We start from the raw sequence: 19,413 nt of genomic DNA, 5'->3' as shown, positions 1-19,413 counted from the left end.
GCGTTGCTTCAGGCCTCCCCGCAGAAAGTCCAAGTACACGTTAAGGCCCGGGCGCCTCCACGCTGGTACGCATGGACGGACAGCTGATCGCCTTCATCGGGGTCGCCGCGGGCATGGTCGCCATGCCCGGCGCCGACTTCACCGTCGTCGTACGCAACGCGGTCGCCTCACGCCGCGCCGGTGTCGCTTGCGCGGTGGGAGTGGCCGGCGGGCTGCTCGTCCACACGGCGCTGGCCGTGGCGGGGCTCGCCGCCGCTCTCGCCACGGTGCCCGTCCTCTACCGGACCCTGCAGACAGCGGGCGGTGCCTATGTGCTGTATCTCGGGGTCCGGTCGCTGCACGCCGCACTGCGCCCGCAGCCTGACCCGGCGGATCCGCGGAACGCGGCCCCGCACGGCGTCGGACGCGGACTGCGGCAGGGCTTCCTCACCAACGTCCTCAACCCGAAGGCGCCGGTGCTCTTCCTGAGTCTGCTCCCGCAGTTCGTTCCCGACGGCGCGGCCGTACTGCCGCGCACGCTGCTGCTCGCCGGCACGGTCGTGCTGCTGGCGCTGCTGTGGTTCCCGGCGGTGGCGCTGCTGGTCGACCGGCTCGGCCGGTGGCTGCGCCGGCCGCGGACCGCCCGCGCCGTCGAAGGCGTCTCGGGAGGCGCGCTGACCACGCTCGGCGCGGCCCTGCTGATCCGCTCGACGGCGCACTGACATCCGTCCAGGACCCCGGCGGGACCTGGCGGTACGTCAGCGCACGCGGCCGTACTTGACGCTCTTCGTCCAGATCTTGACCAGCCGGACCACGTCACCCGTCTTGGGCGAGTGCCAGATCTTCCCGTTCCCGGCGTAGAGCCCCACGTGGTAGACGACACCGCCGGCATGGAAGAACACCAGGTCACCGCGTTGCCGATGGGAAGCGGAGATGTGGCGGGTCCGGTTGTACTGCTGCTGGGCGGTGCGGGGCAGCTTCTTGCCCGCCTTCTTGTACGAATAGAGCGTCAGCCCCGAACAGTCGAAGCGGGACGGACCCGTGGCGCCGTACCGGTACGGCGAGCCCTTCTTCGAGGCGGCCACCTTGAGCGCCTTGCTCGCGTGGCTGCTGATCGCATGCGCTTCAGCAGCGCTGCCAGGGGTCAGAAGTGTGCCGCCGACGGCGGCGATCGTGAGTGCCGATACGGCGCCCGCCCGTGAGAACAGGTGCGGGAGATGCATCTGCGCGGTCATGCGCAACCCTTCGTCAGCCGCCTGTGAAGGGTGACCTGTCGGGTTCGGACGGCGAAGACGCCCGGCCGCCGCGGCGGCTTCACCCCAAGGCGTGGCCGGGATCGCCGGTCACGCCGTACTGCTGGGTCCTCCACTCCTGCCGATGCAATTCCGTCGACCAGACATCCGGCGCGGCGGCAGGATTCAGCGTCCGCCCGGACCGCCCCGTCGAGGTGGCGGGGGCTTGTCGTCCCACGGATCGTTACCCACCGATGTCCGATTTCCGAGCTGAAACGGCTTTTGTGAAGCTGATCACGACTGGACCTTTCGGGTGGGCAGGCCTGTCGGACCCCTTTTTCCTCGCTCCCGTCCCGTCCCGTACCAGCAGTTGAAGCGCCCGATTGCGCCAGATCGGTGGTCCCGCCGACGCAAGTCCGGGGCAGTGCGACAACTTGGGCCGAACTCCACCGAACGGGGTACGGGAGCCGCCGCGCCGTGTCGGCGGGCGGCACCGGAACGTCCGTCAACTCGTGGAAAGCGGCGGCATGGTCAGCCGATCGGTCCTGCGCTCGCCGTCGAGGACGCGCAGTGCCTCCGTCAGTGTGTGCGTGTACACCTCGCTCTCGCCCCGGATGTGCATGAGCGTCAGGGCGTCCTTGAGGGCGGCGGCTCGCCCGACGAGCGCCTGCGCGGCGCGCAGGGCTCCGTAGGTGTGGGTGGTGCGGGCGGGGTTGATCCTGCCGAGCAGGTCGACGACTTCGAGGTAGGTGTCGACGAACTCGGCCTCGGCGCGGGTCAGTGCCGGCAGCGGCGGCAGTTCGGGCGGCAGCATCCCGCGCTCACCTCCCCGTGCGTGGCACGGCCGAGAGCTTGCGGCTCGTGACGACATGGTCGATCAGGCCGTACTCCTGCGCCGCGGCGGCGTCGAAGATCTTGTCCCGCTCCAGGTCGCCCGCGATGCGGTCCGGGTCGTTGCCGGTGTGGCGCACCAGCATCGAGGCGAGTTGCTCGCGCAGTCGCAACAACTCGGCGGCGTGGATCTCCAGATCGGACGGCTGCCCGCGCAACGGCTCCTCGTACGCGGGCTGCTGCATCACGATCCGCGCGCCGGGCAGGGCCATGCGCTTGCCGGGAGCGCCCGCGGCGAGCAGGGCGACCGCCGTCGAGGCGGCCTGGCCGAGGCAGGTGGTCGCCACGTCGCACATGACGACCTGCATCGTGTCGTAGATGGCGGACATGGCGCTCAGCGACCCGCCCGGGGAGTTGATGTACAGACAGATGTCCTGGTCGGGAGCCTCGTACTCGAGGTGCAGGAGTTGCGCGATGACGTCGTTCGCCGCCGTGTCGTCGACGGCGGTCCCCAGGAAGACGATCCGCTCGGCCATCAGCTTCGAGTACGGATCGAGCGTGCGGGTCCCGAAGGACGTGCGCTCCGTGAACTCCGGCAGGACGTAGCGGGCGGACGGACGGTTCATGGCACACCTCTCGTCGTCACGGCGGTGGAGCTGCCTCCAGGCCATGTAAAGAATGTACAGGATGTACAGACCGTTAGAATGGGAGCATGGCCTACGAAATTCCGGTGACGCAAGCTCGCGCCGAGCTCGCCGATCTGATCAACCGTGTCGTCTACGGCGGCGAGCGAGTGGTGGTGACCCGGCACGGGAAGCCGCTCGTCGCGCTGGTCTCCGCGGCGGACCTGGAACGGCTGGAGCGGCAGTCGGAGGCGCCGGAGGCGGCGGAGGAGCAGATCATCAGCTCCGTGTCGTCCTTCGGGACGGCGTCCTCCGCCTCCCCGGACCGAGGACGCTTCGGACTGGCGGCCGAGCACCGCCCTCCGAAGGACCGCCCTTAGCGGCCGGCCGGGACGCCCGGCCGCCGGCCCGCTCCGAGGACGGTCCGATCACGTACGCCCGAAGACCGGTCCGGCGCTCCGGTGTGCCGGGACGTGCGAAGGCCGCGCGCCCCCGTCCGCTACGGCGGGGACACGCGGCCGGTCGTGCGACCGGTACGCCGGCTCAGGCGACCGGTACGGGGGCGGGCCGCTCCGCTTCCGCGAGGGCCGCGGCCCGGCGCCTGCCGCCCACGAACACGGCGGCCAGGCCCAGCGCCGCCCACACCGACAGCGTCACGAGCGGCGCCGCGGCGCCGCGCCCGTCGAAGTACGCGACCGAGCGCAGCAGTGTCGCCCCGGCGCCCGGGGGGAGCCACTGGCCGATCGCGCCCACGGGCTCCGGAAGCAGCTCCGGCGCGGAAGCGGCGCCGGAGAACGGATTGCCGAGCAGCACCATCAGCAGCGCGCCGAGGCCGATGCCCGGCGTTCCCAGCAGCGCCGCGAACCCGGCCACGGTCGCGCCGGGGGCGGCGACCGTCAGGCTCAGCGCGGCCGCCTCTGCCCACCAGTCGCCCTGCAGCACACCGAGCCAGCTGTGGCTGATCGCCGTGGCGGTGAGCCCCACCAGCGCGGAGGCGCCGAAGAGCGTGGCGGCGGCCCGCGTTCCGCGCAGTCCGGACATCGTCACCAGTGCTCCCGCGGCGACCCCCGCGAGGGCCAGTGGCAGGGCGCTCGCCGCCAGCGCTGTGCCCCGCGGGTCCCCGGACGGGAGTGGGGCCACGTCCGTCACCCGCACCTGGGTGCCGGCGGGGGCCTGAGCGGTGACGGCCTCGAGGAGCTGGGCGACGACGGGGCCGGCTCCGGAAGCGGTCAGCAGGCTCGTGCCCTTCGGTCCGGCGACGACGGCGCCGTATACGACCCGGTCCTCGACCGCGGCCCTGGCCGAGGCCTCGTCGTCGTAGCGGTGGACGTCGAAAGCGCCTTCGCGCCGCTCGAATCCCCGCTCCAGCTGGGTGACCGCCGCCGCGGGCCCCGCGACGCCGACGGGCAGGTCGCGCGGGGCGGTCCTGGCGGCCGGCCAGGCGAAGGCCCACAGGGCCAGCGCCACCACGACCGGGACCAGGACCATCACCGCGATCATGCGGCGGGCCGGCACAGCGGACATGAGGAACTCCTTATAGAGAAGGATCGTTCGTTTTATCTCTTGGTCACTGTCCCGCCGCGTCCGCTCCTTGTCAAGAAGGAATGTTCGTTTTACTTTTGGTGCCATGGCACGCGTATCCCAGCAGCACCTCGACGCCCGCCGCCGCCAGATCCTGGACGGCGCCGCCCGCTGCGTCTCCCGCAACGGCTTCCACGCCACATCGATGCAGGACATCCTGAGCGAGTGCGGCCTGTCGGCCGGTGCCGTGTACCGCTACTTCCGCGGTAAGGACGAGTTGATCGCCGCCATCGCCGACGAGGCGTTCAGCAGCATCCGCGACGCGTTCCAGGAGGCCGCGGCGACCACGCCGCCGCCCACACCCGATGTGCTCCTCGGGCGGGTGCTGCGCCGCATGCTCGTCGAGAAGGTGCCCGGCGGCGACCGTCAGGCCTTCGCCCGGCTGGTCGTCCAGACGTGGACCGAGACCCTGCGCGACGAGCGCCTCGCCGCGATCCTCGCCACCGGTTACAACGGCATGCGCCAGGCGTGGGCCGAGCTCGTGCACGCCTATCGGGCGAACGGGCAGATGGAGGCGGACGTCGACGCCGACCATGTGGCGCGGACGCTGATCGCCACCGCCCAGGGGTTCATCGCGCAGCAGGCGCTGTTCGGCGACGTGCGTGTCGAGGTCCTCGAGGACGGCCTCCGGGCTTTGATGTCCATGCGGGATCCCAAGATCAGTTAACGCGCCGGAAAAATCCGCGTCCTAACGTTCAACCTCTGGTCGTGAGATGCCCGCGTACAGGTCAACACGGTGTCGCGGCGCGTTACGGTCCTCACGCCCAGGGAGCTTCCGGGCAGGACGACAGTGAGGTGGACGCGTGCAACTCTCCCCGCACGAGCAGGAACGGCTTCTCATCCATGTGGCCGCCGACGTGGCGGAGAAGCGCAGGGCACGCGGGGTGAAGCTCAACCACCCCGAATCCGTCGCCCTCATCACCTCGCACATCCTCGAGGGGGCCCGCGACGGCCGCACCGTCGCGGAGCTCATGGCGTCCGGGCGCAAGGTGCTCACCCGTGACGACGTCATGGACGGCATCCCCGAGATGATCCACGACGTCCAGGTGGAGGCCACCTTCCCCGACGGGACCAAGCTCGTCACCGTCCACGACCCGATCGTCTGAGGGCGGCAGCGATGATTCCCGGAGAGATCCTGCACGGCGACGGCCCGATCCTCCTCAACCAGGGCCGTGAGGTCAGCCGCCTCACCGTCGTCAACGCCGCGGACCGCCCCGTCCAGGTCGGCTCCCACTACCACTTCGCCGAGGCCAACCCCGGCCTCGAGTTCGACCGCGCCGCCGCACGCGGCAAGCGGCTCGACGTCGCCGCCGGCACCGCGGTGCGCTTCGAGCCCGGAATCCCGGTCGACGTCGAACTCGTGCCGATCACCGGCCGCCGGATCGTCGCCGGGCTGCGCGGGGAGACCGGAGGACCTCTCGATGGCTGAACTCCACCGCGCCGTGTACGCCGACCTGTTCGGCCCCACCACCGGCGACCGTGTCCGGCTCGCCGACACCGACCTGCTCGTCGAGATCGAGGACGACCGCTGCGGCGGCCCGGGCCGTGCCGGTGACGAGGCGGTGTTCGGCGGCGGCAAGGTCATCCGCGAGTCCATGGGGCAGGCCCGTACGACACGCGCCGACGGCGCGCCCGACACCGTGATCACCGGAGCGGTCGTTCTCGACCACTGGGGCGTCGTCAAGGCCGACATCGGGATCCGGGACGGCCGGATCACCGGCGTGGGCAAGGCCGGCAACCCCGACACCATGGACGGCGTCCACCCAGACCTCGTCATCGGTCCGGAGACGGAGATCATCGCGGGCAACGGGAAGATCGTCACCGCCGGAGCCATCGACGCGCATGTCCACTTCATCTCGCCGACCGTCGTCGAGCAGGCGCTCGCCACCGGCGTGACCACCCTCGTCGGCGGCGGCACCGGGCCTGCGGAGGGGACCAAGGCCACCACGGTCACACCAGGCCCCTGGCACCTCGGCCGGATGTTCGAGGCGCTGGAAGCCTTCCCGGTCAACATCGGCCTGCTCGGCAAGGGCAACACCGTCTCCCGCGACGCCATGTACTCCCAGCTGCGCGGCGGCGCGCTCGGATTCAAGATCCATGAGGACTGGGGCGCGACCCCGTCGGTCATCGACGCGTGCCTGCGCGTCTGCGACGAGACCGGCGTGCAACTCGCCCTCCACACGGACACGTTGAACGAGGCCGGGTTCGTCGGCGACACCCTCGCCGCCATCGCGGGCCGCACCGTCCACGCGTACCACACGGAGGGCGCGGGCGGCGGGCACGCGCCGGACATCATCACCGTCGTCTCCGAGCCCCATGTGCTGCCCAGCTCGACCAACCCGACCCGGCCGCACAGCGTCAACACCATCGACGAGCACCTCGACATGCTGATGGTCTGCCACCATCTCAACCCCGCCGTTCCGGAGGACCTGGCCTTCGCCGAGTCCCGGATCCGGCCGTCCACCATTGCGGCAGAGGACATCCTGCACGACCTCGGAGCGATCTCGATCATCTCCTCCGACTCGCAGGCGATGGGGCGCATCGGGGAAGTGGTGATGCGTACGTGGCAGACCGCGCACGTCATGAAAGGGCGCCGCGGCGCGCTCCCCGGCGACGGTCGCGCGGACAACCACCGAGCACGTCGCTATGTCGCCAAATACACGATCAACCCCGCGGTCGCCCAAGGCCTCGACGGGGAGATCGGCTCGGTCGAGACCGGCAAACTGGCCGACCTCGTGCTGTGGGACCCGGCCTTCTTCGGGGTCAAGCCGCAACTGGTGATCAAGGGCGGCCAGATCGCGTACGCGCAGATGGGAGACGCCAACGCCTCGATCCCGACGCCGCAACCGGTGATGCCACGACCGATGTTCGGAGCGATCGGGCGCGCGGCGGCCAGGGGATCCCTCAACTTCGTCGCACAGGCGGCGATCGAGGACGACCTGCCCGAACGACTCGGCCTGGCCAAGAAGTTCGTACCGATCAGGAGCACCCGGCGGGTGACGAAGGCGGACATGCGCGAGAACGACGCCCTGCCCCGGGTGGAGGTCGACGCCGACACCTTCACGGTGACGATCGACGGGGAAGCGGTCGAGCCGGCCCCGGCCGCGGAACTGCCCATGGCACAGCGATACTTCCTGTTCTGATGCGCCCCTTCGACACCGATACGGACATCGGCCACGGCGAGCCGGCCGGCGGCACCCGCCAGGCGGAGCCCGCCCCCGGTGACCGCCACCAGGCGGACGCCGGCGCTGCCCCGGAGGCACCCGCCGCCGTCCGTGCCGCGCTGCTCGTGCTCTGTGACGGGCGGTTCCCCGCAGGAGGGCACGCGCACTCCGGCGGGGTCGAGGCGGCGGTGAAGGTGGGACGCGTCCGTGACGCCGACGACCTCGCCGCGTTCTGCCGGGGGCGGCTGCACACCACAGGGCTCACCGCCGCGGGGCTCGCCGCCGCGGCGGCGCTCGGCCACGACCCCGTCGCGCTCGACGCGGCGGCGGACGCCCGCACGCCGTCGCCCGCACTGCGCGCCACCTCACGCAAACTCGGCCGCCAGCTGATGCGCGCCGCGCGGGCCGCGTGGCCGGCCCCCGGACTCGACGCGCTGGCCTCGGCCTTCCCGCGCGGCGCGCACCAGCCCGTGGTCCTCGGCACCGCCGCCCGCGCGGCGGGCCTCGGACCCGAGGACGCCGCCCACTGCGCCGCGTACGAGGCGGTCGGCGGTGCCGCGACCGCCGCCGTCAGGCTGCTGTCCCTCGACCCGTTCCGCGCGACCGCCGTCCTCGCCCGTCTCGCCCCCGAGATGGACGAGGTCGCCGCCCGCGCCGCCGGCCTGGCCCGCCGGGGCGTCGACGACCTGCCCGCCGCCTCCGCGCCACTGCTCGACATCTGGGCGGAGCAGCACGCGGCCTGGCCCGTCCGTCTCTTCGCCTCCTGACCCCCTCCCGCCTTCCGGATTCCCGCACGCACCAAGGAGCCGCAGTCATGCACATCGGCCACCAGCACGAGTCGCCGGCCGCCGTCGGCGCGGAGGTCGCCCGCCCCGACGGCAGCCGCCGGGCGCTGCGGATCGGCCTCGGCGGACCCGTCGGCTCCGGGAAGACCGCCACGGTCGCCGCCCTGTGCACCGCGCTCCGCGACAGACTGTCCATCGCGGTCGTCACCAACGACATCTACACCCGTGAGGACGCCGAGTTCCTGCTCCGCAACGCGGTGCTGCCCCCGGAGCGCATCCAGGCCGTGGAGACCGGAGCCTGCCCCCACACGGCGATCCGCGACGACATCTCCGCCAACCTGGAGGCCGTGGAGGACCTCGAGGACAGCGTCGGCCCCCTCGACCTGATCCTCGTCGAATCGGGCGGCGACAACCTCACCGCCACGTTCTCCAAGGGCCTCGTCGACGCCCAGGTCTTCGTCATCGACGTCGCAGGCGGCGACGACATCCCGCGCAAGGGCGGCCCGGGCGTGACCACGGCCGACCTCCTCGTCGTCAACAAGACCGACCTCGCCCCGTACGTCGGCTCCGACCTCGGTCGTATGGCGCGCGACGCCGAGGAGCAGCGCGGCGAACTTCCCGTCGTCTTCACCTCGCTGCGTGAGACGGACGGCATCGCGCCGGTCGCCGACTGGGTGCGCGCGCAGCTCGCGGCGTGGACCGGATGACTCCCTGATGAGCGTCCACGCGACGGCCCGCATCGTCGCCGACCGCACGGGTCTGCCCGTCCTCACGAGCGACGGACCGCTGGCGCTGCGCCGCACCCGCTCCACCGGCCCGCGTCTGCGGGTCACCCTCGTCGGCGCCATGAGCGCACCCCTCGGCGGCGACCGGCTCGCCGTCGGGGCCGAGGTGCGCGACGGCGCCCGCCTCACCGTCGACTCGGCCGCCGCGACCATCGCCCTCCCCGGCGCCGACCGGCGGCACGCCCGGTACGACACCACGCTGGAGGTCCAGGACGACGCCGAACTCCACTGGCTGCCGCAGCAGTTGATCTCCGCGCACGGGAGTGATCTGCGGATGCGCACCCGCGTCCGGCTCGCCGCCACGGCGCGGCTGGTGCTGCGGGAGGAACAGATCCTCGGCCGGTACGGCGAGCAGCCGGGCACCCTCACCACCCGGCTCACGGTCCACCGCGCCGGCCGCCCCCTGCTGGACACCGGATTCTCCTGCGGCCCAGGCGCTCCGGGCGGCTGGGACGGGCCCGCCGTGCTGGCCGGCCACCGCGCCGCCGGCCAACTCCTCGTCGTCGACCCGGCGTACGAGGACGCGCCGCCGGAGCCGGTGTCCCTGGGCCCCACCGCGGCGCTCACCCCGCTCGCCGGACCGGCCGCACTGGTCACCGCGCTCGCGGTGGACGCCCTCGCTCTGCGGCGCGTGCTCGACGGCGCTCTGCGGCACTTGCTCGGCGGCCCGTGACAACAGGCTGTGACGCGGCCCGTGACCCGGCCCGTGACGCGGGCCCTCGCGGCCTGGTCAGCCGGCCCGGTGCTCCGCCAGCCAGGCGTCCTCCGCCGCGTAGTCGAACAAGGCGTCCTTCCCGTAGTTCGCGGCCATCTTGGGGAACGCCTCGGTCCACTCCTTGCCGTGCAGGCGGGCAGCGAGCCACTCCACGGTCGCCGGCAGGGACCGGGCGTACCCGGTCACCGCGCGGTAGCCCAACTCGTCCTCCGCGGCGCTCATGTCGTACACGACCGGATGCGCACCGGACCACGGTGTCTCGCCCACCGACGGCGACGGCGGCGGCCCGTCGACGAGGACGGTCTCGGTCCGCCGGCCGAGCACCGCGTCGATCGCGTCGCCGATCTCGGCCACGGTGGGCGCCTCCGGGTCACCCGCGTTCAGCACCCGCGAAGCGGGCCGGCGGGCCGACAGCCGGACCAGTTCCGCCACATTGGACACATGGACGGGATGGAACCTGCTGAGGCCGCCGTACGCCAGCACGCGCACCTGGCGGCCGTCCAGCGCCCGCTTGACGAAGTACAGCTCACGCGGGGTGCGGCAGTGCGGCCCGTGGACGGCGCCCGCCCGCAGCAGCGTCACGGGCAGCTCGTCACCGGCGGCCAGCAACTCCCGCTCCAGGGCCACCTTCCGGGTGCCGTACGTCGACTCCCCGGCGGTGACGGTGGTCTGGGCCTCCGGAATCGGCACCGGGTGACGCGGGAACCCGTCGGGCCTGCCCTGGGTGTCGAAACTGCGACCACGGTCGTCCTGGTAGACCGCGCCGCTCGAGATGACCACGGCGGACCCGATCCGGTCCGACATCGACCTCAGTTGCCGGGCGTGCCCACGGCCGAAGGCGACCATGTCGACGAGGACGTCACAGCCCTCTCCGACGGCCTCGGCGAGGGCCGCGTCGTCCTCCCGGTCCACCCGTACCGCCCGCACCGTGTCGGGCCACGCCTCGTCCACGACACCGCCCCTGGAGGCCGCCCGGACCTCCCATCCGTCCTCGACCAGGGCGGCCACCGCCGCCCGTCCCATCTGTCCTGAAGCGCCCAGCACGAACGCGATTCCTCTGCTCATGACAGGCACGCTAGGGGCGGAGGCGGCGGTCAGCCGCGAAATTAGCGGAGCGCAGATCCGCGGTTCGCGGTCACGGTCGGCGAGGGTCGGCATCCAGGGTGCGCGGCCGGGTCAGCGGCCGACGGTGGGCGGCCGACCGTGCGCGGCCGGGGTGCAGCGGCCCACGACGGCGCGATCCGCGATCCGCGGGAACGGCTCAGGAGCGGCGGCGGGGAAGCCTCTTCGGCTTGCCGCCGCGCTGCTCCTGTTCCTGCTGTTCCTGCTGTTCGGCCTTGACCTCGGCGGCGTAGCGGTCGACGTACTCCTGTCCGGAGAGCTCGAGGATCGCGTACATGATCTCGTCGGTGACCGCGCGGATCGCCGCCTTCTCGTTCTCCATGCCGGCGTACCGCGAGAAGTCCAGCGCTTCGCCGAACCGGACCGTGACCCGCTTGACCTTCGGGATCACCTGGCCGGGCGGCTGGATCTCGAACGTCCCCACCATCGCGCAAGGCACCACGGGCACCCCGGCCTTGAGTGCCATGACGGCGACACCGACCTTGCCCTTGTAGAGCCGGCCGTCGTGCGAGCGCGTGCCCTCGGGGTAGATGCCGAGCAACTCGCCCTTGTTCAGCACCCCGAGCCCTTCCCGGATGGCGGCCTGCCCGGCCTCCTTGCCGGACCGGTCGACCGGGATCTGTCCGGCGCTGCGGAAGAAGGCGGCGGTCAGCCGCCCCTTGAGGCCGGGCCCGGTGAAGTACTCGGCCTTGGCGAGGAACGTGATGCGCCGTTTGATGATCGCAGGCATCAGAAAGTGGTCGGAGAACGACAGATGATTGCCCGCGACGATGGCCGCGCCCTCGGCGGGGATGTGCTCCAGCCCTTCGATCCGTGGCCGGAAGAGCAACCGCAGCAGCGGCCCGATGAGCACGTATTTCAGCACGTAATAGAACACGGCGTCTCTCCCAACTCTCCCCGGATCGGCCCTGAGGCCGTGTTCTGCCAGGTCACAGCCCGCACTCGCGGCCTCAGTCGCACAGGGGGCGAGGTCGACCGTGATGGGGTCCGATCGGACTCATTCCGACTCCTTGCTCCCGTGCGTAATGGGGCGTCAGATCGCTGGGCGGCTGATGGAGGGATCGGCCTGCCCCTCTCCGGCGATCGATCGTAGCCCGATACCCCACGTTCCAGGACGGACATGCGTCGCTTCCGGTCGCGTACGGCCACGAGGTGGCCCGCCGGCCGTGCCGGCGACCCGGTGGGGCCGGACCGTGATCCCGGTGCTGTCTGGCACGGCCGGGTCGGGGTACCCGCGCCTTCCGGGCCGGGCGCAGCCGGGTGCGGGCCCGGCGGGCCGGTCCAGAAAGGAGCCGAGCGATGGCAACCCCTGGTGACCTGCCCGCACCGGAGCAGGGCCTTCTCCTCACGCACTTCCTGACCGTGCGCGACGTCGCGCTCTCCCGGCGTTTCTACGCCGAGATCTTCGGCGGCGACATCGTGCTGGAGGAGAACCCGGCGATCGTGAAGGTGGCCAACAGCTGGATCATCATGAATCCGGGAGGCGGCCCCACCCCCGACAAACCCGGCATCACTCTGGTGCCGCCGGAGGAGAACGGGACGGTCTCCGCCTTCCTGAACGTCCGCGTCGCGGACATCGCCTCCTTCTACGCCGACGCCCAGGTCAAGGGCGCCCGCTTCCTCACCCACCCCCTCGACCGCAAGGCCGAGCTGCGCTGCTACCTGCGTGACCCTGACGGCTACCTCATCGAGGTGGGGCAGGCGACCGGCATGCTGAAGGGTGTGTTCGCCGACCGGCCCGACGGCTCACGGGCGTCACCACCCTGACTCGCGTCACTCCCGAGGCGGCGACGCCGGATCGCGGCGCACCGGGTGCTTGCTCATGACGGAGACGCGGTTGAACGCGTTCATGGTGATCGCCACCCAGATCACGGCGGAGATCTCGTCGTCCGACAGGGCGCCCCGCGCCTCGGCGTACGCCGCGTCCTGCGCGCCGAGGTCCGCCGGACGGGTGGTGGCCTCCGACAGGGCGAGCGTCGCCCGCTCCCGGGCACTGAACAGGGCGGTGTCGCGCCAGGCCGCCAGCACGCCCAGCCGCTGTGCGGTCTCGCCGGCGCGCAGGGCCTTTCTCGTGTGCAGGCTGAGGCAGTACGCGCAGGCGTTGATCTGGGAGACCCTGATGTTGATCAGCTCGACGAGGATCCGGTCCAGCCCCGACGCGGCCGCGACGTTCTTGACCGCCTCGGCCGTGGCGGTCAGCGCGCGGTAGGCGTCCGGGCTCTGTCTGTCGATGAAGATCCGTCCGCCGGTCTCCGCTGCTGACGTCTCTGCCACGTGCACTCCTTGGTCGCGCGATCTCTCGCCGGCCGTCCTATCATGATGGATGTTGAAAACGAAACTTTCTAGGGAGACTCGCGGTGAGCAATACGGAAGTGCGCCCTGCCGAGTTGGCCTGTGGAGCCCGGGCGGACAGCGCGTCCCGACCTGACATCGACGTCCTCACCGCGCGGAGCGTCCCGCTCGGCGGCCCACGCGCGATGACGGTACGGCGCACCCTGCCCCAGCGGGCCCGCACGCTCATCGGTGCGTGGTGCTTCGCCGACCACTACGGCCCCGACGACGTCGCCGAGACCGGCGGTATGGACGTCGCTCCCCATCCGCACACCGGTCTCCAGACGGTGAGCTGGCTCTTCACCGGCGAGATCGAGCACCGCGACAGCCTGGGCAGTCACGCCTTCGTACGGCCCGGCGAGCTGAACCTCATGACCGGCGGATACGGGATCAGCCACTCGGAGGTGTCGACGCCCGGGACCACGCGGTTGCACGGTGTCCAGCTCTGGGTGGCGCTGCCCGAGCGGCACCGGGACGCCGAGCGGGACTTCCGGCACCACGTACCGGACCCCGTTCCGCTCGACGGCGGCGAGGCCCGCGTCTTCCTGGGGTCGCTCGCCGGCGTCACGTCCCCGGTGCCCACCTTCACGCCCCTGCTCGGGGCCGAACTGTCCGTGGCACCGGGCGCCACCGTGACCCTCGGCATCGACCCGGACTTCGAGCACGGCGTTCTCGTCGACACCGGCGACGTCCGCATGGAGGGGACGACTCTGCGGCCCACCGAGCTCGGCTACGCCGGCCCTGGCCAGAGCACGCTCACCCTCACCAACGAGGCACCCGGGCCGGCGCGGCTGATGCTGCTGGGCGGGCCGCCGTTCCCCGAGGAGATCGTCATGTGGTGGAACTTCATCGGCCGCACCCACGACGACATCGTCCGGGCTCGCGAGGAGTGGCAGAACGAGTCGGACCGCTTCGGCCGGGTCGAGGGCTACGACGGACACCGCCTCCCGGCCCCCGCACTTCCCAACGCGATCATCTCCCCACGGAAGAACCCCGTCCGCCGGCCGAAGGAAACGCCATGACAGATCAGACCGCCGCGCCCACCGTCCGCCACGTTCCGGCGGAGCACCGCTACGAGATCCAGGTCGACGGTGGCATCGCCGGTTTCACGGCCTACCGTGACCGCGGCGACCAGCGGGTCTTCTACCACACCAAGATCGACGAAGCGTTCTCCGGACAGGGACTGGCCTCCCGGCTCGTGCACGACGCGCTGAACGACGTCCGGGCCGCGCACAAGCGCGTCGTGCCTGTCTGCCCGTACGTCAAGAAGTACCTGGAGAAGCACGACGGGTTCGCGGACATCTCCGACCCCGTGACGCCCGAGGTGCTTCAGTGGCTCGACGGCGAGCTCCACTGACACCGCGTCCGCCGGCAGGGAGCCGCAAGCCGGTTCCCTGCCGCGTCGAAGTTCCCCTCAGCGGCACGTACTTGCGCCGCCCGGGCGCGTAGCGGCCATGCCGCCCCGGCGCGCGGCCGTTTCGTCCCGTAAGAGCGGGGAACGCGTCGTACACGGCACCAGGAGGTGATGGCCATGCCAGGACGCGAAGAGCTTCCGTCCACGCTGGAACGGTCTCCCAAGGACGCTCAGCGCACCTGGATCAAGGCACATGATTCAGCGGTCGAGCAGTACGGCGAAGGGGAGCGGGCGCACCGCGTCGCGTTCAGCGCCCTGAAGCACAAGTACGAGAAGGTCGCCGACCACTGGGAACGCAAGGAGAAGGGGCGCAAGGGCCCCTCGGACCCGCGGGCCGCCACGCCCAGGCAGCAGCCGGCCCCCAGCGGCGAAGGCGTCGACGAACAGGCCTCGAAGCAGCACCTGTACGACCTCGCCAAGCGGCTCGACATCGGCGGCCGCTCCCACATGACGAAGTCCGAGCTGCTCGAGGCGGTCCAGAAGGCGAATCGTTCGAGCACGCGTCGCGCCCGCTCGGGCTGAGCGACGCGCCGGCTGAGCGACGCGCCGCGCACACGGCGACGCCACGTGCCGGAGGCACGGACCGGGGGACCTCGTCACAGGACGAGGTCCCCCGGTCCGGCCGTGTCAGCGGGGCTGCGCCGGGTTCTGCGGGGTGCCGTGCGACGGAGGGTTCACAGGCGGCCCCGCGGTCTGCGGGGAGACCCCCGAACCGCCGGCCGCCCCCGGTGCCTGCTCCGGTGCGATGCCGCCCGGAGCGCCGCCCGACGGCGTGGCGCCGGCGTCCAGTTCCTGCAGCCGGACCTGCATCGCCCGCACGATGGGAAGCCGGTTCGCGTGGGCCTCCTCGTAGGCCAGCACCTGCTGGAGGTCCTCTCGCCCCAGTGTGCGGATGCGCTGCTGAAGGGCCTCCGTCGGCAGATGGTCGTAGTCGGGGAGGGGCAGCGCGTCGTGCCGTGGTGTCTGCGTGTCGGACTTCTTGTCGTCGGCCATCAGGGGCTCCTGCGGGTCGTCGGGTTCTCGGTTCCGTGCGGGCGTTCTCCGGTGCCCGTCGCCGCCCGGCCCGCCGGAACAGCGTGTGACGGCGCCGACGCCGCCCACGCCCCTGGGAAGGTCACGTGGGCCGGCCGAACCCGTCCGCCGGGCTGCCCGGCCAGGACCGTGCGCCGTGACGGGTTCCCGGATGTTCGCCGCCCACACAGACGTGTCGCCCGGCCGCCCGGCCCCCGCAGCACGCCTGTGCTGCCCTGTTTCGCCGATGGGCGCCCGGGCACTCGGCCGGTGGTCCGTCCGATCATGTGCGATCCGACCCCGCACCGAGGAGCCCCCATGAAGGCCGTCGTATGGCACGCCGTCGGCGACATCCGTCTGACCGACGTGCCGGAACCGAAGATCCAGGAACCGTACGACGCGATCGTACGGATCACCACGTCCGCCATCTGCGGCACCGATCTGCACTTCGTCCGCGGAACCATGCCCGGCATGCGGGAGGGCCGGATCCTCGGTCACGAAGCCGTGGGCGTCGTCGAGGAGGTCGGACCCGGCGTACGCAACTTCCGGCCCGGTGACCGGGTGGTCGTGCCCTCGACCGTCGCCTGCGGCACGTGCAGCTACTGCCGCGCCGGCTATTACGCGCAGTGCGACAACGCCCATCCCGGTGGCCCGCAGGCCGGCACCGTGTTCTTCGGCGGGCCGGAGGCGGCCGGTGGGCTGGACGGGCTCCAGGCGGAGTACGGCAGGGTCCCGTACGCGCACGTCGGCCTGGTGCCCTTGCCGGACACCGTCGACGACGCCCAGGCGATCCTGCTGTCCGACATATACCCGACGGCCTGGTTCGGCGCGGAACTCGCCGAGATCAGCGGCGGCGACACCGTCGCCGTCGTGGGCGCCGGGCCCGTGGGCCAGGCGGTCATCGCCTGCGCGCGCTTGCAGGGAGCGGGCCGGATCATCGTCGTGGACGGGCTCGCCGACCGGCTGGAACTCGCCCGGCGCCAGCACGCGGAGACCGTCGACTTCAACGCGGAGGACCCGGTCGAGGCGGTCCGCGACCTCACCGGCGGCATCGGTGTGGACCGGGTGGTCGACGCCGTGGGCGTCGACGCCCAGCGCCCCTCGCACGGTCCCGCCGCCGACGCACTGCGCGAGCAGACGGAGCAGTTCGACCACGAGCGCGACGAGGCGGCGCCCGAGCAGAAGCCCGACGGTGACACCTGGGTGGTGGGGGACGCGCCGTCACTCGCCGCCCGCTGGTCGGTACGGATGGTGGCCAAGGCCGGATCCATCGGCACTGTGGGGGTCTATCCGCCTCAGGTGCAGCACTACCCCTTCGGCGAGGCGTTCATGAAGAACCTGACGTTGAAGATGGGCAACTGCAACCACCGCCGCCACGTGCCCCACCTCGTCTCCAAGGTGGCCTCCGGTCGCTTGGACCCGACGCCGCTGATCACCCACTGGGCGCAGACGCAGGACGCGATCACGGCCTACGAGGCCTTCGACCGCCGCGAGCCGGGCTGGACCAAGGTGGCGCTCAGCGTGGACGAACGGGGAGCCGTGGCCCCTGGCATGGGCGAGTCCGCAGGCACCGGTTCCGCCACCACCGCCGGTACGAACACGGCGACCACGAACGAGTGAGCCGCCGGTCGCGGCGACGAACGACAGAGGGACGAACGAAAGACGGCAGGCGCGCCGCACGGCCGAGGGGCCGTACGGCGCGCGGTTCTCCGGTCCGAGCTACGCCCGCGCCGGCAACCACGTCTCACTCGGGTCACTCGGGCCACGCCTCACTCGGGCTTGAGCGGATCGTGGCCGATGTTCATCAGGCTGTGCCGCCAGTTGGCGTCACCCGCCTTCGGGTCCATCTCGGCATTGCGCTGCGCCCGGACGACGTCACAGACCCTCTGCATGACGCGTGCGTCCTCCGCGGTGAGGTCGGTGCGGCGCTTGCCGAGGATCTCGAGGACCTTGCGGCCCGTGGGCGGGCCGGCCTGATCGGGGAGCTCTTCTGTCTGCTCACCCGCTGCTTCGACGCTCAGCCACTCCTGGAGTTCGCGGGAGGTCATGTTGACCACCGTGTGGAACTCGTCCCACAGCTCGGTGCTGACCTGGTCGGACACTGCCATGACATCCTCCTCGACTCTTCCTGATCGGCCGGGTAGCCGATTTCGCCAGGTGACAAACGCGGGCGTCTCGCCTCGTCCGAAGGTCCGGCAGGGCGGCCGCACGCGAGCAGAGCCGACCCGGGCGATGCCGGCCGGCTCTGCTCCTTCCGTGGCACGGTGGAAGGCCCGTGCGAGCCGTCACCGCTCGTGGCGTTCGCCCTTGGGGCCCCGGCCCCGCTCCGTGCGCGGACCACGGGACCGGTACTCCGGATCCTGCTGGAGAGTGGCGTTGGCGTCCTCGTTGGCCTCCTGGTCGGAGACGCCCTGACTCTCGGCGTCCTTCCTCAGGCGGGCACGCCGCTTGTCGTACTTCTTGCTCCCTGGCTCGGGCATCGCAGTCACCTCCTCATCGCCGAGTACCCCCTGATCAGCAGGTATGCGTCCCCGGCGCGAACGGTGGACGTCCTCCGGCCGGCGTCGCTGAACTCCCTGACGCCCTTCCCGCCGACTGTCGGCGGGCCTCCGCCGCCGCACCCGCGATACGGACGGCCGCATGCCGCCGGCGTCCGCGTGTCGGGGCCCGCCATAGAACTGAATGAGCGACGCCCGTCCACGCAAGCACCAACCCGAGTGGTGAGGACGGCGCATCGCCTTGACGGTTGAGCATGTCGCCGCTGTGGACCGACGAGCCGACGGGATGTCAGCTGACGCAGCCGCGACGAAAGGACCTCGCAATGCGCTCTGCCCGCATTCTCATTGCCTCGGCCACCGCCACGGCCGCTCTCGCCATCGCCGCGCCCGGCGCCTACGCGCTGGCCGCCGTCGACTCGGACAAGGACGACTCGTCCTACAGCAGCGAGCACAGCTGGAAGTCCGACAAGGGCGACAAGCCGCACGGTGGTATGCACACCGGTGGTGGTGCCCTCGCCTCGGTCGGCAGCGACGACTGGGACAAGGACAAGGACAAGTCCGAGGAGAAGGACAAGGACAAGGACTACGACAAGGGCGACAAGCCGCACGGCGGTGTGCACACCGGTGGTGGTGCCCTCGCCTCGGTCGGCAACGACTGGGACAAGGACAAGGACAAGGACTACGACAAGGGCGACAAGCCGCACGGTGGTATGCACACCGGTGGTGGTGCCCTCGCCTCGGTCGGCAACGACTGGGACAAGGACGAGGACAGCGACAAGGACAAGGACAAGGACAAGGACAAGGGCAAGGACTACGACAAGGGCGACAAGCCGCACGGCGGTGTGCACACCGGCGGCGGTGCCCTCGCGAACCTCACCAACGACGAGTGGGACAAGGACAAGGACAAGGACAAGGACAAGTCCGAGGAGAAGGACAAGGGCAAGGACTACGACAAGGGCGACAAGCCGCACGGCGGTGTGCACACCGGTGGTGGCGCCCTCTCCGGCCTCACCAACGACGAGTGGGACAAGTCCGAGGGTGAGTCGGGCAAGTCCGAGAAGGGTGACCACGAGAAGTCCGACAGCTGGAAGGGCGAGAAGCCCAGTGGCGGCATGCACACCGGCGGTGGCGGCCTGGCCTCCTCCGGCAGCGGCATGGCGGCGGGCAGCCTGCTCCTGCTGGGCGGCCTCGGCGCTGGCGCCTACATGCTGCGGCGCCGCAAGGGTGCCGGGGCCACCGCTGCCTGACCGGATCCGCTCGCGGTGACATGTGCGGCCGCTGCCCAGCGGGTCGCCGTGATCGGGCTGGGCCGGTTCGGCAGCTCCCTGGCGCACGAACTGAC

The 19,413-nt window shown here is 71.5% G+C and carries 25 protein-coding genes and 1 riboswitch; of the genes, 15 read left to right on the top strand and 10 right to left on the bottom strand.

The features are described 5' to 3' along the window. Nucleotides 1-71: 71 nt before the first annotated feature. On the top strand, nt 72-701 hold the full coding sequence (locus tag AB0K36_RS27415) for a LysE family translocator (RefSeq protein ID WP_364599467.1): 630 nt from the start codon (nt 72-74) through the stop codon (nt 699-701). Nucleotides 702-737: 36 nt separating this feature from the next. On the opposite strand, the gene AB0K36_RS27410 is transcribed toward AB0K36_RS27415, so the two are convergent. From AB0K36_RS27410 to AB0K36_RS27400, 3 genes are all read right to left on the bottom strand, one after another. Continuing rightward, a complete protein-coding gene (locus AB0K36_RS27410) occupies nt 738-1,214 on the bottom strand; it encodes a C40 family peptidase (RefSeq protein WP_364599465.1) in 477 nt (158 codons plus the stop codon). A gap of 3 nt (nt 1,215-1,217) precedes the next feature. After that, nucleotides 1,218-1,380, bottom strand: a riboswitch (cyclic di-AMP (ydaO/yuaA leader). Nucleotides 1,381-1,716: 336 nt separating this feature from the next. Continuing rightward, the gene (locus AB0K36_RS27405; protein ID WP_364599463.1) at nt 1,717-2,025 is read right to left on the bottom strand and encodes a hypothetical protein; all 309 of its coding nucleotides are present in this window, start codon (nt 2,023-2,025) and stop codon (nt 1,717-1,719) included. Nucleotides 2,026-2,032: 7 nt separating this feature from the next. Next, nucleotides 2,033-2,668 (bottom strand): ATP-dependent Clp protease proteolytic subunit, encoded by a 636-nt coding sequence (locus tag AB0K36_RS27400; RefSeq protein WP_364599522.1) that lies wholly within the window; start codon nt 2,666-2,668, stop codon nt 2,033-2,035. Between the two features lie 86 nt (nt 2,669-2,754). Between AB0K36_RS27400 and AB0K36_RS27395 the strand changes: the two genes are divergently transcribed. Next, nucleotides 2,755-3,045, top strand: a complete 291-nt coding sequence (locus AB0K36_RS27395) for a type II toxin-antitoxin system Phd/YefM family antitoxin (RefSeq protein WP_364599462.1) — start codon at nt 2,755-2,757, stop codon at nt 3,043-3,045. Between the two features lie 163 nt (nt 3,046-3,208). Here AB0K36_RS27395 and AB0K36_RS27390 read toward each other — a convergent pair whose 3' ends face one another. Further along, the gene (locus tag AB0K36_RS27390) at nt 3,209-4,189 is read right to left on the bottom strand and encodes an ABC transporter permease (RefSeq protein ID WP_364599460.1); all 981 of its coding nucleotides are present in this window, start codon (nt 4,187-4,189) and stop codon (nt 3,209-3,211) included. Nucleotides 4,190-4,292: 103 nt separating this feature from the next. On the opposite strand from AB0K36_RS27390, the gene AB0K36_RS27385 reads away from it, so the two are divergent. The 7 genes from AB0K36_RS27385 (at nt 4,293) to AB0K36_RS27355 (ending at nt 9,653) form a co-directional block, all read left to right on the top strand. Next, nucleotides 4,293-4,913 (top strand): TetR/AcrR family transcriptional regulator, encoded by a 621-nt coding sequence (locus tag AB0K36_RS27385; RefSeq protein WP_364599458.1) that lies wholly within the window; start codon nt 4,293-4,295, stop codon nt 4,911-4,913. A gap of 136 nt (nt 4,914-5,049) precedes the next feature. Next, nucleotides 5,050-5,352 (top strand): urease subunit gamma, encoded by a 303-nt coding sequence (locus tag AB0K36_RS27380; protein ID WP_364599456.1) that lies wholly within the window; start codon nt 5,050-5,052, stop codon nt 5,350-5,352. An 11-nt stretch (nt 5,353-5,363) separates the two neighbouring features. Beyond that, nucleotides 5,364-5,675, top strand: coding sequence for an urease subunit beta (locus AB0K36_RS27375; RefSeq protein WP_364599455.1), 312 nt, complete (start codon nt 5,364-5,366; stop codon nt 5,673-5,675). Next, nucleotides 5,668-7,389: an urease subunit alpha gene (locus AB0K36_RS27370; protein WP_364599453.1), complete on the top strand. Its 1,722-nt coding sequence runs from the start codon at nt 5,668-5,670 to the stop codon at nt 7,387-7,389. The genes AB0K36_RS27375 and AB0K36_RS27370 overlap by 8 nt, the downstream gene beginning before the upstream one ends. Next, a complete protein-coding gene (locus tag AB0K36_RS27365) occupies nt 7,389-8,177 on the top strand; it encodes an urease accessory protein UreF (RefSeq protein WP_364599451.1) in 789 nt (262 codons plus the stop codon). The genes AB0K36_RS27370 and AB0K36_RS27365 overlap by 1 nt, the downstream gene beginning before the upstream one ends. 47 nt (nt 8,178-8,224) lie before the next feature. Next, nucleotides 8,225-8,902 carry an urease accessory protein UreG gene (gene ureG / locus AB0K36_RS27360; protein WP_364599449.1) on the top strand — a complete coding sequence of 226 codons (678 nt, stop codon included), beginning with the start codon at nt 8,225-8,227 and terminating at the stop codon, nt 8,900-8,902. A gap of 7 nt (nt 8,903-8,909) precedes the next feature. Beyond that, nucleotides 8,910-9,653 carry an urease accessory protein UreD gene (locus AB0K36_RS27355; RefSeq protein WP_364599447.1) on the top strand — a complete coding sequence of 248 codons (744 nt, stop codon included), beginning with the start codon at nt 8,910-8,912 and terminating at the stop codon, nt 9,651-9,653. Nucleotides 9,654-9,710: 57 nt separating this feature from the next. Here the strand turns inward: AB0K36_RS27355 and AB0K36_RS27350 are convergent, their stop codons facing one another. Further along, nucleotides 9,711-10,760: an NAD-dependent epimerase/dehydratase family protein gene (locus AB0K36_RS27350; protein WP_364599445.1), complete on the bottom strand. Its 1,050-nt coding sequence runs from the start codon at nt 10,758-10,760 to the stop codon at nt 9,711-9,713. A 196-nt stretch (nt 10,761-10,956) separates the two neighbouring features. Further along, nucleotides 10,957-11,694, bottom strand: coding sequence for a lysophospholipid acyltransferase family protein (locus AB0K36_RS27345; protein ID WP_189469956.1), 738 nt, complete (start codon nt 11,692-11,694; stop codon nt 10,957-10,959). Between the two features lie 422 nt (nt 11,695-12,116). Here AB0K36_RS27345 and AB0K36_RS27340 point away from each other — a divergent pair, with 422 nt between their 5' ends. Beyond that, nucleotides 12,117-12,584, top strand: coding sequence for a VOC family protein (locus tag AB0K36_RS27340; RefSeq protein ID WP_364599443.1), 468 nt, complete (start codon nt 12,117-12,119; stop codon nt 12,582-12,584). A gap of 6 nt (nt 12,585-12,590) precedes the next feature. Here the strand turns inward: AB0K36_RS27340 and AB0K36_RS27335 are convergent, their stop codons facing one another. Beyond that, a complete protein-coding gene (locus tag AB0K36_RS27335; protein WP_364599441.1) occupies nt 12,591-13,097 on the bottom strand; it encodes a carboxymuconolactone decarboxylase family protein in 507 nt (168 codons plus the stop codon). 77 nt (nt 13,098-13,174) lie between these two features. Between AB0K36_RS27335 and AB0K36_RS27330 the strand changes: the two genes are divergently transcribed. The 3 genes from AB0K36_RS27330 to AB0K36_RS27320 all read left to right on the top strand — a co-directional run bounded on the left by AB0K36_RS27330 (nt 13,175) and on the right by AB0K36_RS27320 (nt 15,084). Beyond that, entirely contained in the window at nt 13,175-14,170 is a 996-nt protein-coding gene (locus AB0K36_RS27330) for a pirin family protein (RefSeq protein WP_364599439.1), read from the top strand. Next, complete coding sequence (locus AB0K36_RS27325; RefSeq protein WP_364599437.1) at nt 14,167-14,505, top strand: GNAT family N-acetyltransferase; 339 nt, start codon at nt 14,167-14,169, stop codon at nt 14,503-14,505. The genes AB0K36_RS27330 and AB0K36_RS27325 overlap by 4 nt, the downstream gene beginning before the upstream one ends. Nucleotides 14,506-14,679: 174 nt before the next feature. Further along, a complete protein-coding gene (locus AB0K36_RS27320) occupies nt 14,680-15,084 on the top strand; it encodes a ChaB family protein (protein ID WP_189469951.1) in 405 nt (134 codons plus the stop codon). Nucleotides 15,085-15,189: 105 nt separating this feature from the next. On the opposite strand, the gene AB0K36_RS27315 is transcribed toward AB0K36_RS27320, so the two are convergent. Continuing rightward, nucleotides 15,190-15,555: a DUF8129 domain-containing protein gene (locus AB0K36_RS27315; protein ID WP_364599435.1), complete on the bottom strand. Its 366-nt coding sequence runs from the start codon at nt 15,553-15,555 to the stop codon at nt 15,190-15,192. Nucleotides 15,556-15,891: 336 nt separating this feature from the next. Between AB0K36_RS27315 and AB0K36_RS27310 the strand changes: the two genes are divergently transcribed. Next, entirely contained in the window at nt 15,892-17,193 is a 1,302-nt protein-coding gene (locus tag AB0K36_RS27310) for a zinc-dependent alcohol dehydrogenase (protein WP_364599433.1), read from the top strand. Nucleotides 17,194-17,342: 149 nt separating this feature from the next. On the opposite strand, the gene AB0K36_RS27305 is transcribed toward AB0K36_RS27310, so the two are convergent. Together AB0K36_RS27305 and AB0K36_RS27300 are read right to left on the bottom strand one after the other, a co-directional pair. Beyond that, complete coding sequence (locus tag AB0K36_RS27305; protein ID WP_364599431.1) at nt 17,343-17,681, bottom strand: DUF3140 domain-containing protein; 339 nt, start codon at nt 17,679-17,681, stop codon at nt 17,343-17,345. Nucleotides 17,682-17,858: 177 nt separating this feature from the next. Continuing rightward, nucleotides 17,859-18,053 (bottom strand): hypothetical protein, encoded by a 195-nt coding sequence (locus AB0K36_RS27300; protein ID WP_364599429.1) that lies wholly within the window; start codon nt 18,051-18,053, stop codon nt 17,859-17,861. A 341-nt stretch (nt 18,054-18,394) separates the two neighbouring features. Here AB0K36_RS27300 and AB0K36_RS27295 point away from each other — a divergent pair, with 341 nt between their 5' ends. Continuing rightward, complete coding sequence (locus AB0K36_RS27295; RefSeq protein WP_364599427.1) at nt 18,395-19,318, top strand: hypothetical protein; 924 nt, start codon at nt 18,395-18,397, stop codon at nt 19,316-19,318. Nucleotides 19,319-19,413 lie beyond the last annotated feature (95 nt).

This window comes from Streptomyces kurssanovii, from assembly GCF_040677245.1.
Lineage (GTDB): Bacteria > Actinomycetota > Actinomycetes > Streptomycetales > Streptomycetaceae > Streptomyces > Streptomyces kurssanovii.
This window is presented reverse-complemented; position numbering and strand designations above follow the sequence as displayed.